Source organism: Sciscionella sediminilitoris, from assembly GCF_000737195.2.
In the GTDB taxonomy this organism is placed as follows: domain Bacteria; phylum Actinomycetota; class Actinomycetes; order Mycobacteriales; family Pseudonocardiaceae; genus Sciscionella; species Sciscionella sediminilitoris.
Genome location: NZ_JALM01000003.1, coordinates 97,274 through 109,888, shown reverse-complemented (window position 1 = coordinate 109,888; position 12,615 = coordinate 97,274). Strand labels below are relative to the sequence as shown.

Sequence of the window (12,615 nt, the reverse complement as noted above, 5' to 3'; positions counted from 1 at the left end):
AGGAGTGCCTCGCATGGCCGTACTCGTGGCCTGTGAACGACACGCGGCCGAGGTCGGCGGGCAGCTGCTGCGCGCCGGGGGCTCGGCGGTGGACGCCGCGGTCGGCGCCGCCTTCGCGCAGGCGGTGGTGAACCCGCTGCTGTGCGGGCTCGGCGGTTCCGCGCTGGTGCTGCACGCCGATCTGCGCACCGGAACGGTCACCGCGATCAACGGCGAGGCCGCGACCGGAAGCGGTCCGGTGCCCGGATCCTGGGCGCGGCGGCTGCTCGGCAGGGTGGAGACCTTCGGCCGCTACGCGGTGCGCGGGGAACCCAACCAGATCGGTCCGGGTGCGGTGATGGTGCCCGGATTCGTGGACGCCATGGACGCCCTGCTTGCCGGGCACGGATCCGGGCGGATCGGGCTCGACGGCATCCTGGCCGGTGCCACCCGGCTGGCCCGCGAGGGATTCGTGCTGACCCCGTATCTGGGCCGCTGGTGGGACGCCGGATCCGCGGGTGACTCGCACGCCAGCCGCCCCGGGTACCCCACGCTCGCGGACAAGATGGCCGCCCAGCCGGAAAGCGCCGCCCGTTATCTGCGCGCGGACGGATCCGGTTACCGGGCCGGTGACCGGTTCGCGCAGCCGTGGATCGCCGACATCCTCGATCACCTTGCCACGGCGGGACTGCCGGATTTCCTGCACGGCAGCCTCGGCGCAATCCTGGCCGCCGCGCTCGAGCGGGACGGTTCGCTGATCACCGCCGAGGATGTGGCCGGATACCGCGCCGAACCGGCCCCGGCCACCACGCACCGGATCGCCGGGAATTCCTTGCACACCGCGCCGCCGCCGAGCCCCGGCCTGCAGGTGCTGCAGATGCTCGGCCTCGCGCACGGACTGCGGCTGGCCGGGGAACCTCGGGGACCGCACCGGTGGGACCGGCTGGCCGCGGTGATGCGGGCGAGCTTCGCGGACAACCGGTACATCAAGGCAACCCGGCAGCAGGACATCGCGGACACCGTGCGCGCGGCACTGGACGCGGATGCGCTCGGCGCCTGGGTGGAACGCATCCGCGGCGGCGATCCGGTGCGGGTGCGCGGCGCGCAACCGGGCGACGGGACCACCCATGTCACCGCCGTGGACTCCGAGCACGCCGTGTGCATCACGCACTCGGCGGGTTCGGTCGGCGGCAGCGGCTATCTGGTGCCCGAACTCGGCTACCTGCTGAACAATTTCCTCGGCCACTACGACCCGCGCCCGGAGCAGCCCGACTCCATCCGTCCCGGTGCCCGGATCGGCACCGGAGCGCCGCTGATCGCCTTCGACGGCAACGGTTTCCGGTTCGCCGCCGGAGCACCCGGGGGCAGCCGCCTTGTCACCTCCGTGTTCCAGGTCGCCCACGAGGTGCTGTTCGGTGGCACGGCAACGGACACCGCGGTGACCCTGCCGCGGCTGCACAGCGAGCAGGACCGCACCGTGCTCGTGGAACCCGCGCTGGACGGTGCCGAGGAATTGCGCGCCCTGGGCAACGATGTCCGGGTGTCCGGCTACATGTCCCGGGTGCAGGCGATCGGGCGGGACCGGTCCGGGCGGCTGGTGCCCGGCGCCGATCCGCGCGGTGACCCGGGACTGGCGCGGACCGGCTGAACTCCGCTACGGATTGCGGGTGATCACCGCGTAGGGCCCGACATCGCGGCGGTGGAAGGCGGGGGAGTCGAACAGTTTCGGGTCGAAGTCGACCTTCTCCACGGTGATGTTCGGATCCGCGGGGAAGGCGTCGTTCTTCATCGAATAGGTCAGCCCCTTGGCGCCGCGTTCGAGCACGAACACATCGGGCGATTCCTTGTCGTTGCGCCGGAGTTCGTTGTCCAGCTGCGCCGAATCGCGGGCCTGCGCCCACTGCCGGATCTGGTCGTTGCGTTCGGCGAACCGGCCGAGCGGGTCCGCGTACTGCGGGCTGGAGGCCTGATAGGACCAGTACGGCGAGGTGGTGATCAGGATGGGCTGGTTGGCCAGAAGGATGTTCTGCTCGGGTTCCCGCCCGGTCATCTCCCGGATGGCCGTGTTGAGCCGGGGCACCCAGTAGTCCTTGTCGCCCGGATCCGAACGCCCGACCGGGGTGGCACCGTCCGGGTAGTAGTTGCCGAAGGCCTGCTTGTCCCCGGAGGCGATCGCGGGCACCCCCTGCAGTATCCCGATCAGCGAGCCGAGGCCGAGAACCGCGGCCAGCAACCGGATCCGCGTGCGGTGCGCGCTCAGCCGCTCGCCGAGGAACCGGGTGAGCGCCACCGCCCCGAACACCCCGGCACACACCAGCACCACGGTGAGCACGTTGTAGACCCGGAAGGCCAGCAGGGTGGTGCCGAAGACCAGGGCCAGCATGGAGAGCAGGTACCAGGCGTAGCAGCTCAGCGTGACCACGGACAGGGCGCTGGCCACCGCGCTGTGCCGGAACCGCCACACCAGCCAGCCGAGGCCGAGCAGGCAGGCAACACCGACGAGGGAGAACTGCAGCATCAGGGTCGGCACCTCGGCGCCACCGGGCGGCAGGTACCGCAGCGCGATGTTCGAACCGTGCCCGCCGCCCAGGATCGCGGACAGGTAGGGCCACCACACCGGCAGCAGCACCAGCACCGCGACCACGGCCAGCAGCAGGCCGTGGCGCACCAGCGCGGCGAGGGCGCGGGAGAGCGGAATCGGGTCCTCCGCGGTCCTGCGGGACTGCCAGCAGCCGAGCACCGCGAGCACGATCAGGGTGAACGCGAAGAAAACCATGTGCAGGGTGTAGAAGTCCCCGAAGACGCCGAGCGCGATCCCGAGCACGATCGCGGTGGACAGGCCGCCGGTGACCGATGCCGAACGGTGCCGCGCCAGTGCGTGGACCCAGTTCCAGGCGAGCACCGAAAGCGGGGCGATGGTCGCGGTGGCGAGCCAGGAATACGGTTCCTCGGCACCCTGCAGGATGCCGATGATCGCGGTGGACAGGCTCAGCAGGAATGCCAGCCGCTTGCTCGTGAACAGCGCCCACAGTTCGTAGACGATGATCGTGATGAGCGCGAGGGTGAGAATCGACCACGGTTTGAAGGCGGCCCAGCCGGGGAGTCCGAGCAGATTCGCGAACCGCCCGCCCAGCCAGAACCAGCCGCTCGGGTAGTACGGCGCGAGGCCGTGATAGGTGAAATCGGCCAGGGCCGGGGACGAGGTCATCCGGGTCAGGTACGCGGTGCGGAAGTTCTGGTCCACCGCGAGACCGCCCAGGTAGTACCGGGTTCCCATCAGGGCGAGCGAGAGCGGCAGGGTCACCGAGGCGGAGAGCAGCACCCAGGAGGCGGTGCGGGTCCACCGGTTCCACCACAGCAAGCCGAGGCAGCCGAGCATGACCACGGCCATGGTCAGCCCCACGTAGTTCTTCCGGACCGAGGACGGCCACGGCGCGTTGCCCTTGTTGGCGATCCACTGGATCACGAGGCTCACCACGGCGGCGAGCAGCAGCCCGAGCACCATGGTGGCGCAGGTACGGCCCCAGCGGCGGGCATCGGGCAGGTCAGGCCGCACGGACATGGCTCGGCTCCAAGTACGGGGTCAGGGGGAGTTCGGGCGCACGGATGTCCCACGGGGAACGGGAATCCCGTGCCGGTGCATGATCAGGCGGATCTCGTCAGTCTGCTGCACAGGTGGAAGACGTTGTACGGTCTCCACTGCGAGATCAGATAGTGCAGCTCCGGCCCGCCGAGCGAGCCCGGGTGCAGATAGCCGCCGTACAGCGCCGGATAGTCCGCGCCGCTGACCAGAACGGTGCCCGCCGACCACGGTCCGTCCAGCTCCGGCGCGGTACGCAGCACGATCGCCGCGCGGTGCTCGTCGAGGTGCAGCGCCACCCAGGCGCCGAGGAAATCGTTGTAGCCAACGGAAAGTTCGCCGATGGGACCGGGGATCACCCCGACCGCGGCGGTGTCCTGCCCGGACCAGCCGTTCGCGGTGCGGTACTCGTAGGCCCCGGTGTCCAGGATCTCCGCCTCCGGTACCCGGGCGAGGAAGGCATCGGAGAACCGGCCGTTGCTGGTGCCGAACAGGTAGACGTACCCGGCGGCATAAGCGAACGCGCCGATCTGGAACTTCTGGTCGAAGGCCGCGGTGTTCGGCCAGACCGCGGTATCGGGCCGGATCCAGGTCCGGGCGCCGTCGGCAGAAACCGCGATCCCGGCGTGGTTCGTCTGCCAGGTACCGGGTTCGCCCCACTGCCGGATCGACATGTAGTGCACGAAGTCCCGGTCGCCGAGTGCGATCCCGGAGTTCGGGATCACCGTGAGCTCGCCGGGAACGCTGGGTAGCACCTGGGCGGCACGGCCGTCCTCGCGGGTGACCGCCTCCTCGAGCCGCAGCCCCTCCTCGAGCGAACCGGAACCGGCATAGGCGAGGACATTGCTGCGCCAGTCGGCGTGTTCCGGGCCCGCGCCGTCACCGCACCAGCCCGCGCCGTAGGTATCGCCGAACAGCACCCGCAGCCGCCCGTCACCGCCTGCCCAGAGGATGCCCAGATCCGTGGCGTGGATACCGAACCGGGTATCGGTGCGGTTGATCGAATCGGCACCGGTGACCTTCGCGACCTGTTTCGTCGACTCGAGTCCCACCATTGCGGGCGAGGGTATCGCCCGTGAGGTCAGGCCGAGGTAAACGACCCCCGGTCACGGTCCTCAGCCGCGTTCGGCCCAGGCGCTCAGCAACCTGCGCAGTGCGGCCGTGGTCTCCCCGATGGCCGTTACCGAGCAGGTTTCGTCGGTGACGTGGGCCTGTTCGGGTTCGCCGGGGCCGTAGACGAGCACCGCGGGATCACCCAGCGTGGCCGAGAGCCGGGCCGCGTCGGTGAAGAAGGTGGCGTACTGCGGGGTCCAGTCCGGGCACAGGGTCCCGGCGAGTTCGGCCACCAGCGGGTCGGCCGGATCGGTGTCGATACTCGGCAGGTCCAGCAGCGTCTCGATCCCGGTGTCCGCCCCGGCGAGTTCCGCGATCCCGGCGCGCGCGGTGTCCGCGGAGAACCCGGGCACGGTACGGATGTCCAGCTGCGCTTCCGCGTGATCCGGGACCAGGTTCGGCTGGCTGCCCGCGTGGAAGGTGCCGATGTTGACCGTGGCCGCGCCGTGGGTCGGGCTGCTCGGCCAATCCGGATGCCGGTGGATCCGTTCGCACGCCCGCGCGAGCGCGACGACCGCGTTCTCGCCCAGTTCCGGACGGGATCCGTGCGCGCTGCGCCCGCGCGCGGAAAGCCGCAGCCACAGCGCACCCTTGTGGCCGAGCACGATCCGGTTCGCGGTGGGTTCGGCGACCAGCAGCAGCGGGCTCGGCTCCAGTCCGGTGATCCGGGCCGCGCCCTCGCAGCCGGTCTCCTCGCCGAAGGTGAACACGAGCTGAACGGATGCCGGGGTGTCGACCGCGGCCGCCATGATCGCGGCGACCCCGGCCTTCATATCGCTGCTTCCCCTGCCGCGCAACCGATCCCCGTCGATCTCGCCGCTGTGCGGGTCGAACGACCAGCCCGCGGGGTCCGCGGGAACGGTGTCCAGGTGCCCGGTGAGCGTGATCGGGGTGCCGGTCCCGCGGCGGGCGATCAGGTTGGCCCTTCCCGGTTCGGGCTCGCTCAACCGCACCGTGAAACCGGCCGCGCGCAAGGGTTCGGCGAGCAGTTCCGCCGCGGCGAGCTCCCCGCCGCCGCGGGTGTCCAGCCGGACCAGCCGCTGGGTCAGCTCGATCGGATCGGGCAAGGCGAACCTCCTTATTCCGGGGATTCCGGGGTGTCCGGGGCGACCGCCGAGCCGCGGATCACCAGCTGCAGCGGGAAAGTGCGGGTCTGCGGGGCGCGCGCGGGATCCTCGATGCGGGCCCGGATGAGTTCGAGCGCGGCGCGGGCGAGCTCGGTCATCGGCTGCTGCAGCGTGGTCAGCTTGGGGCGCAGCCATTCGCCGACCCGGATCCCGTCGCAGCCGACGACGGACAGGTCCTCCGGGATGCGCAGGCCGTGCAGCTCGGCGGCGGCGAGCATGCCGACCGCGGCGATGTCACTGCCGCAGAACACCGCGGTCGGCCGGTGTTCGGCCCCGGCCAGATAGGGAAAGGTGCTCGCGCCGAACTGTTCGGTGTACGGGCCGTGCAGCACCAGATCCTCGTCCACGGGCAGTCCGGCGCCGCGCATCGCGTCCCGGTAGCCACGGCACCGGTCGCGCGTGGTGGACAGCTCTTCCGGGCCCGCGATGTGCGCGATCCGCCGGTGCCCGAGCTGGGCCAGATAGGAGGTCGCCTGGTAAGCGCCGCCGTAGTTGTCCACGGCGACCGTGTCCACCTCCGGGGTGCTCGCGATCTCCTCGTCCAGCACCACCACCGGGAGGCCCTCGGCGATGGCACTGGTCAGCCGTGGATTCTCGCGATGCATGCCGACATAGATCAGCCCGTCGATCGCCGGGGTGGAGGCGACCAGATCGCTCACGCTGGATTCCCGCCGTGCCTGCTGCCCGGTGATCCCGACCACGAGCGAGGCGCCGTCCATCGCCGCGGCCTCGGCGAGCTCGTCGGCGAGGCCCGCGAAGAAGGGGTTCACCATCTCCGGGACGACCAGCGCGAGCACCGGCTGCTCCCGGGCGGGCGGGGCCGCGGCCGGGACCTCGTAGTCCAGTTCACGGACCGCGGCGTCGATCCGTGCCGCCGTCTCCGGATTCACCTTCAGCTGGCCGCGCAGGTAACGGGAGGCCGTGGAGGCGGACACTTGCGCAATTTGCGCAACTCGCGTCAGCGTCATCCGCCTACTCCTCTCCGTACTGCGGTCGTGCGTGCGCACAGTCTATCCGCACACCATCCGTTGACGTCCAGAGCGCGGAGGCATAGCGTTGCGCAAAAGAGCACAAAATTGCGCAACAACGGGAGGGTCGGATGAGCCGGGTACTGCTGGCGGGGGAGTCCTGGGTCGCCAGGACCGCGGACGTCAAAGGGTTCGACGCCATCGAGCGCGCCCAGATCGAGATCGGGGCCGAAGCGCTCATCGAGGCACTGCGGGCGGAGGGGCACGAGGTCACCCACCTGCTCTCGCACGATGTGGCCGCGGAGTTCCCCGCGACACTCGAGGAGCTCGGCGCCTACGACGTGGTGCTGCTCTCCGATATCGGGGCGAACTCACTGCTGCTGCATCCCGATGTGTTCGCCAAGGGCAAGCGCTTCCCGAACCGGCTGAAACTGCTCGCCGAATGGGTGCGGGCCGGTGGCGGACTCGCGATGGCCGGGGGATACCTGAGCTTCCAGGGATTCGGCGCCAAGGCCAACTACCACGCGACGCCCATCGAGGAGATCCTTCCGGTCGACATCCTGGCTTACGACGACCGGGTGGAGTGCCCGGAAGGCATCGAGGGGGAGCTCACCGATCAGCGGCACGAGATCACCGAGGGCCTCGACCGGCGCTGGCCCGCGCTGCTCGGCTACCAGCGGCTGACCGCGAAGCAGGACGCCACGGTGCTCGCGGAGATCGAATCGCGCCCGCTGCTCGCGGTGCGCACCGTGGGGCAGGGCCGGACCCTGGCCTTCGCCTCGGACATCTCCCCGCACTGGGCGCCGGAGGAGTTCCTGGCCTGGAAGGGTTACCGTCAGCTCTTCGGCCGGGCCATCGGCTGGCTGGCCGGCGGACGCGGTTAGGGAGCGCGACATGACCAAGGCAACGTCAACGGCTGCCGTGCCTGCCCCTGCTCCGCGCAAGCTCGCCCGCGGGGCGACCACCGCGCTGCTCGTGGTGGCCACCGTGCTCGCCGGAATGCTCAGTCCCATGCAGTCGGCCGTCAACGGCGCGCTCGGCAAGGCCGTCGGGGACGGGAACAGTGCCGCCGTGATCTCCTTCGGCAGCGGACTGGTGCTGATGATCGTGGTGATCTTCGCCCGGCCGAGCACCCGCCGCCAGGCACTGCGCATCCCCTCGCTGATCCGCAGCGGCGGAATCGGCTGGTGGAACTACCTCGCCGGGCTCTGCGGGGCCGCCGTGGTGCTCTCCGAGGGCATCTCGGTCGGCGCGCTCGGGGTCGCCGTGTTCCAGATCGCCCTGATCTCCGGGATGATCATCTCGGGTGTGGTCTGCGACCGGATCGGGGTGACCGCGACCGTGCAGCAGCCGATCTCGGTGGCCCGCGCCTGCGGTGCCGTGCTCGCGATCATCGCGACCGCCGTGGCGATCTCGCCGAGTTTCCATGTTCCGGGCGCGATCGCGCTGGCCGTGCTGCCGTTCGCCGCGGGCCTGCTCGCGGGCTGGCAACCGGCGGGCAATGCCGCGGTCGCGCGCGGCACGGGTTCGGTGCTGGTCTCGATCGGGGTGAACTTCCTGGTCGGGTTCATCGTGCTCGGCATCGGGCTGCTGATCCGGATCGGCACCGGATCGGCCACGTTCTCGCTGCCGGGGACCTGGTGGATGTATCTCGGCGGGGTGCTCGGGCTCGCCTCGATCGCGCTCATGGCCCTGCTGGTGCGCGGGCTCGGGCTGCTGTTGCTCGGCCTTGCCTCGGTGGCCGGTCAGCTCGTCGGCTCGCTGCTGCTCGACCTCGCCGTTCCCTCGGTGGGGCAGCCGGTGCACCTGGTCACCGTGCTCGGCACGGTGCTCGCGCTCGTCGCCGCCGGGATCGGCATGCTTCCCTCACGCAGAAAGGAGTCGTCATGAACGAGGTGCGCACCGTCACCGGGATGGTGCCCGCGAGCGAACTCGGGATCGTGCTGCCGCACGAGCACCTGTTCAACGACCTCTCCGGGGTGCTCGACGCGCCGAGCTATCCGTTCTCCGCGCCGCTCGCCGGGGAACCGGTCAGCGCGGCGCGGGCCTGGGCGCTGCGCCACGATCCCTACTGCTGCGCGGACAATCTCGCGGCCAAACCGGTCGGGGAGGTGCTCGGCGAGGTCGGCGCGTTCGCCGCGCTCGGCGGGCGCACCATCGTGGACGTCACCTCCAGCGCGGCCATCGGGCGCAATCCCGCGCGGCTGGTGGAGGTCTCCCGCCGTTCCGGGGTGCATGTGGTCATGGGCTGCGGCGCCTACCTGGAGAAGTTCGAGGGGGCCAGGATCGGTGCCACGGCCGAGGAACAGGCCACGGCGATCAGTGCCGAACTCGATGAGGGCGTGGCCGGGGTGCTGCCCGGGATCATCGGTGAGATCGGGGTTTCCCCGGACTTCACCGCGGCCGAGGCGGCCTCGCTGCGCGCGGCGGGCCTGGCCCAGCTCGACCATCCGCGCATCCCGCTGATGGTGCACCTGCCCGGCTGGCAACGCCGCGGGCACGAGGTGCTGGATCTGCTCATCGACCAGGTCGGGGTGGCGCCGGACCGGATCGTGCTCGCGCACATGGACCCCTCCGGGCAGGACCGCGCCTATCAGCGCGCGATCGCCGATCGCGGGGTATGGCTCGAATTCGACATGCTCGGGATGGACATCACCTTCCCGCACGAGGGAACCGCGCCCGGTCCGCTGGCGAGCGCCGAGGCCATCGCCGAGCTCGTGCGCGCCGGGCACGGCGAACGGATCCTGCTCAGCCACGACCTGTTCCTCAAGCAGATGTGGACCGGCAACGGCGGCAACGGATTCCTCTTCGTTCCCTCGGTGTTCGCCGAAATGCTTGCCGCACAAGGCATCGAACACGTGGAGCGGTTCCTCCGGGAGAACCCGGCGCGGATGCTGGCCGGTTAACCGCTCGTCCCGGCGGGCCTGCCCAGCCTGCGCAGCACCAGCAGCCCGCCTGCCGCGGGCAGCAGCACGATCCCCTTGTCCGTGCTGCTCGCCCGCGGATGCCGCCAGCAGACGCCGATCGCGAACAGATAGCAGCAGCCGTGCACCGGCCCGGTCAGCGAGGAGATCGCGGGCAGGTGGATCGTCACGAGGTTGGCCAGCAACAGGGCGAGCGAGATCAGCTCGGCGAGCGCTGCGATGCGCAACAGGCGCAGATCGTCCACTTCACACTCCCGTGGTCGAGCCGGGGCGCACGATCATCAGCACGGTGACCGCGGCCCACAGCAGGTTGAACAGTCCGGTCGTCATCGCCAGTGGCTTCCCGGCCCCGGTACCGGCGAGCAGTCCCTGTTGCCCCGGCAGGATCACGAAGGCGAGCAGCACCGCGGCCACGGCGGTCAGGGCGATGGAGACGATCAGCCAGGTGTCGCCGAGCACGCCGAGGCTGCTCGCCGTGGCCAGGCCGAACAACGGCACCGCGACGCCGACCACCGCGTAGACTCGGCAGATGCGGTGCAGCAGCCGCACCGTGCCGAGCTCGCCGTCGGCTTTGCGCAGCGCGGCGGGGAACATGCTCGCCGCGACCGCGACCGGGCCGACCGCCAGCACCGCGGCGAGCACGTGCAGGGAGAGCAGCACCTTCGACACCTCAGGCACCCCGCCGTCGCCCGGTCACCGTGCTCGCGGGCAGCCGTCCGGCCTTCGAGGTGCCGGTCATGACATCGCCGTCCACGGTCATGTCGAAGAACAGGTTGAGCCGCAAGGGTTTGCGGATGGACTGGTGCCAGGTCAGCCGGTTCTGCGTGACGCTGAGATCCCGTAACGGGATCTCCTCGCCGGTCCCGCTCGCGGTGCCGACCACGGTGCCCTGTTCCTCGCGCAGTTCGAGTACGGGCTCGAGTGTCCCGATCGGGGTGCTGATCGACAGGTCCCAGATACCAGTGGGATTCATGCGTTTGCCTTCCTCCGGTCGTTGCTCAGAATGTGGCCGGGACGGGGCCGGTGGCGCGCCAGACGATGCCCCGGCGCTCGTGGGCGAACAGCTGCTCCACCGCGTGCGCCACCCGCGGGCCGAGCTCGCGCTCCAGCAGGTGCAGTCCGAGATCGAGCCCGGAGGTGAGCCCCGCGGCGCTGACCACATCCCCGTCGTCGACCACCCGGGCTGCCACCGCCTCGGCACCGGTGGCGTCCAGGAAATCCATGCCCAGGTGATGGGTGGTGGCGTGCCTGCCTTCGAGGAGGCCGGCCATGGCGAGCAGCAGCGAACCACCGCAGACCGTGGTCACGGTCAGCTCCGGATCCGCCATCGCCTCGCCGAGCAGCCCGGGAAGCGCGGTGTTCAGGGTTCGCCCGAGCAGCACGGGAATCGTGTCCCCGGTTTCCTCGGCGGTGTCGTGGTCGTCGTCTGCGATCCGGCCCGCTGCCCCGGGCACCACGAGCAGACCGGCGCGGTGCGGATCGAGTGCGGCGTTCGCGCGCAGCGACACCCCGCCGACCCCGCTGACCACCTCCCGCGGTCCCTCGGCGGAGACCAGTTCCACGGTGAGCAGTCCGCCGGAGGCCGTGGCTCCGGCGGACAACACCTCGAACGGAGCGAGGGCATCGAGCGGATCGAAGCCGTCGAACAAGATGACCTGACTGTGCATGCCCGGAACGCTAGGGCGCGCGGACCGGCCAGGACAGTGGCGTGATCGCCATCTGTCAACGGAAAATCGCCAGCCAGTGAAATCCCAGCTCAATAGGGCTATCGGGCCGCATCCGCGGAGTGCGATGCGCTACATTCCGGACATGCACACCGTCGCCGTTCTCGCCATCGACCAGGTGATCCCGTTCGATCTCGCGACGCCGATCGAGACCTTCGGGCGCACCCTGCTTCCCGATGGGCGGCCCGGCTACCAGGTGCGGATCTGCGCCGAACGGCCCGAGGTGGACGCCGGGACATTCGCCCTGCGCGCGCCGTGGGGGCTCGACGGACTCGAGGACGCCGACACGGTGATCGTGCCCGGGGTCGCCGCGCCCGGACCACTCGCACCTGCCGTTTCCGGGGCACTGCGCGCGGCCGCGGCGCACGGCACCCGGATCGCCTCGATCTGCACCGGTGCCTTCCCGCTCGCCGCGACCGGGCTGCTCGACGGGCTGCGCGCCACCACCCACTGGGCCGCGGCCGAAGCGTTCGCGGCGGCCTATCCGGAGGTCGAGCTCGATCCGGATGTGCTCTACGTGGACAACGGGCAGATCCTCGCCTCCGCGGGCGCCGCGGCCGGGCTCGATCTGTGCCTGCACCTGATCCGGCGGGACTACGGATCCGCGGTGGCGGCCAACGCGGCCCGGCTCGCCGTCATGCCGCTCGAACGCGAGGGCGGGCAGGCCCAGTTCATCGTGCACGACCACACCCTGGTGCCGACTCCCAAGGGATCGGCCACCGAGCCGCTGCTCGACTGGCTGCGGGACAACCTGCATCGCCCGCTCACCCTCACCGACATCGCCGAACACGCCGGGCTCAGCAGCCGTACGCTCATCCGCCGATTCCGCGAGCAGACCGGGACCAGCCCGCTGCAATGGCTGCACCGCGCCCGCATCCGGCGCGCCCAGCACCTGCTGGAGACCACCGGGCACGGCATCGAACGCATCGGCGCACAGGTCGGATTCGGTTCCCCGACCGCGTTCCGGGACCGGTTCAAGCGCACCACCGGAGTCAGCCCGCAGAGCTACCGGCGCAGCTTTCAGTGAGCACGGCCAGTGGTGGTTGCTTCGGTGGTTGCTTGGCAGTGCGGTAGCCCATAGCGGATGCACGAACCCGCCACGGCGAGCGTCTGACGGGGTGAAATCAGGTTCGGTGAATTACCCACCAACCTCACCACGCACCGGTTCGGGGCCGGTGCGCGACTGAGAGGGAAAGACAC

13 protein-coding genes are annotated in these 12,615 nt (G+C 70.5%); 5 read left to right on the top strand and 8 right to left on the bottom strand.

The features are described 5' to 3' along the window. The first annotated feature begins 13 nt into the window (after positions 1–13). A complete protein-coding gene (locus AD72_RS00975; RefSeq protein WP_031464411.1) occupies positions 14–1,627 on the top strand; it encodes a gamma-glutamyltransferase in 1,614 nt (537 codons plus the stop codon). Between the two features lie 6 nt (positions 1,628–1,633). On the opposite strand, the gene AD72_RS00970 is transcribed toward AD72_RS00975, so the two are convergent. The 4 genes from AD72_RS00970 to AD72_RS00955 form a co-directional block, all read right to left on the bottom strand. Then, positions 1,634–3,541, bottom strand: a complete 1,908-nt coding sequence (locus AD72_RS00970; protein ID WP_082468705.1) for an arabinofuranosyltransferase — start codon at positions 3,539–3,541, stop codon at positions 1,634–1,636. 83 nt (positions 3,542–3,624) lie between these two features. Further along, positions 3,625–4,614, bottom strand: a complete 990-nt coding sequence (locus tag AD72_RS00965) for a glycoside hydrolase family 183 protein (RefSeq protein WP_031464409.1) — start codon at positions 4,612–4,614, stop codon at positions 3,625–3,627. Positions 4,615–4,674: 60 nt separating this feature from the next. Beyond that, positions 4,675–5,739: a M20 family metallopeptidase gene (locus AD72_RS00960; protein ID WP_031464408.1), complete on the bottom strand. Its 1,065-nt coding sequence runs from the start codon at positions 5,737–5,739 to the stop codon at positions 4,675–4,677. Positions 5,740–5,750: 11 nt separating this feature from the next. Beyond that, entirely contained in the window at positions 5,751–6,767 is a 1,017-nt protein-coding gene (locus AD72_RS00955) for a LacI family DNA-binding transcriptional regulator (protein ID WP_031464407.1), read from the bottom strand. A 131-nt stretch (positions 6,768–6,898) separates the two neighbouring features. On the opposite strand from AD72_RS00955, the gene AD72_RS00950 reads away from it, so the two are divergent. The 3 genes from AD72_RS00950 to AD72_RS00940 are packed head-to-tail and all read left to right on the top strand — an operon-like array spanning position 6,899 to position 9,673. Further along, entirely contained in the window at positions 6,899–7,651 is a 753-nt protein-coding gene (locus AD72_RS00950) for a glutamine amidotransferase (RefSeq protein WP_031464406.1), read from the top strand. A 10-nt stretch (positions 7,652–7,661) separates the two neighbouring features. Continuing rightward, positions 7,662–8,657 carry a DMT family transporter gene (locus AD72_RS00945; protein ID WP_231644698.1) on the top strand — a complete coding sequence of 332 codons (996 nt, stop codon included), beginning with the start codon at positions 7,662–7,664 and terminating at the stop codon, positions 8,655–8,657. Next, on the top strand, positions 8,654–9,673 hold the full coding sequence (locus AD72_RS00940; protein ID WP_031464404.1) for a phosphotriesterase family protein: 1,020 nt from the start codon (positions 8,654–8,656) through the stop codon (positions 9,671–9,673). Before AD72_RS00945 ends, AD72_RS00940 begins: the two co-directional genes overlap by 4 nt. Here AD72_RS00940 and AD72_RS00935 read toward each other — a convergent pair. The 4 genes from AD72_RS00935 to AD72_RS00920 are packed head-to-tail and all read right to left on the bottom strand — an operon-like array spanning position 9,670 to position 11,358. Continuing rightward, positions 9,670–9,936, bottom strand: coding sequence for a hypothetical protein (locus tag AD72_RS00935; protein WP_031464403.1), 267 nt, complete (start codon positions 9,934–9,936; stop codon positions 9,670–9,672). The genes AD72_RS00940 and AD72_RS00935 overlap by 4 nt on opposite strands. Before the next feature lies 1 nt (position 9,937). Then, complete coding sequence (locus AD72_RS00930) at positions 9,938–10,360, bottom strand: hypothetical protein (RefSeq protein WP_031464402.1); 423 nt, start codon at positions 10,358–10,360, stop codon at positions 9,938–9,940. A 1-nt stretch (position 10,361) separates the two neighbouring features. Then, positions 10,362–10,664 carry a hypothetical protein gene (locus tag AD72_RS00925; RefSeq protein ID WP_031464401.1) on the bottom strand — a complete coding sequence of 101 codons (303 nt, stop codon included), beginning with the start codon at positions 10,662–10,664 and terminating at the stop codon, positions 10,362–10,364. A 25-nt stretch (positions 10,665–10,689) separates the two neighbouring features. After that, on the bottom strand, positions 10,690–11,358 hold the full coding sequence (locus AD72_RS00920) for a DJ-1/PfpI family protein (protein ID WP_031464400.1): 669 nt from the start codon (positions 11,356–11,358) through the stop codon (positions 10,690–10,692). Positions 11,359–11,500: 142 nt separating this feature from the next. On the opposite strand from AD72_RS00920, the gene AD72_RS00915 reads away from it, so the two are divergent. Next, positions 11,501–12,442, top strand: coding sequence for a GlxA family transcriptional regulator (locus AD72_RS00915; RefSeq protein ID WP_031464399.1), 942 nt, complete (start codon positions 11,501–11,503; stop codon positions 12,440–12,442). The last annotated feature ends 173 nt before the right edge of the window (positions 12,443–12,615 follow it).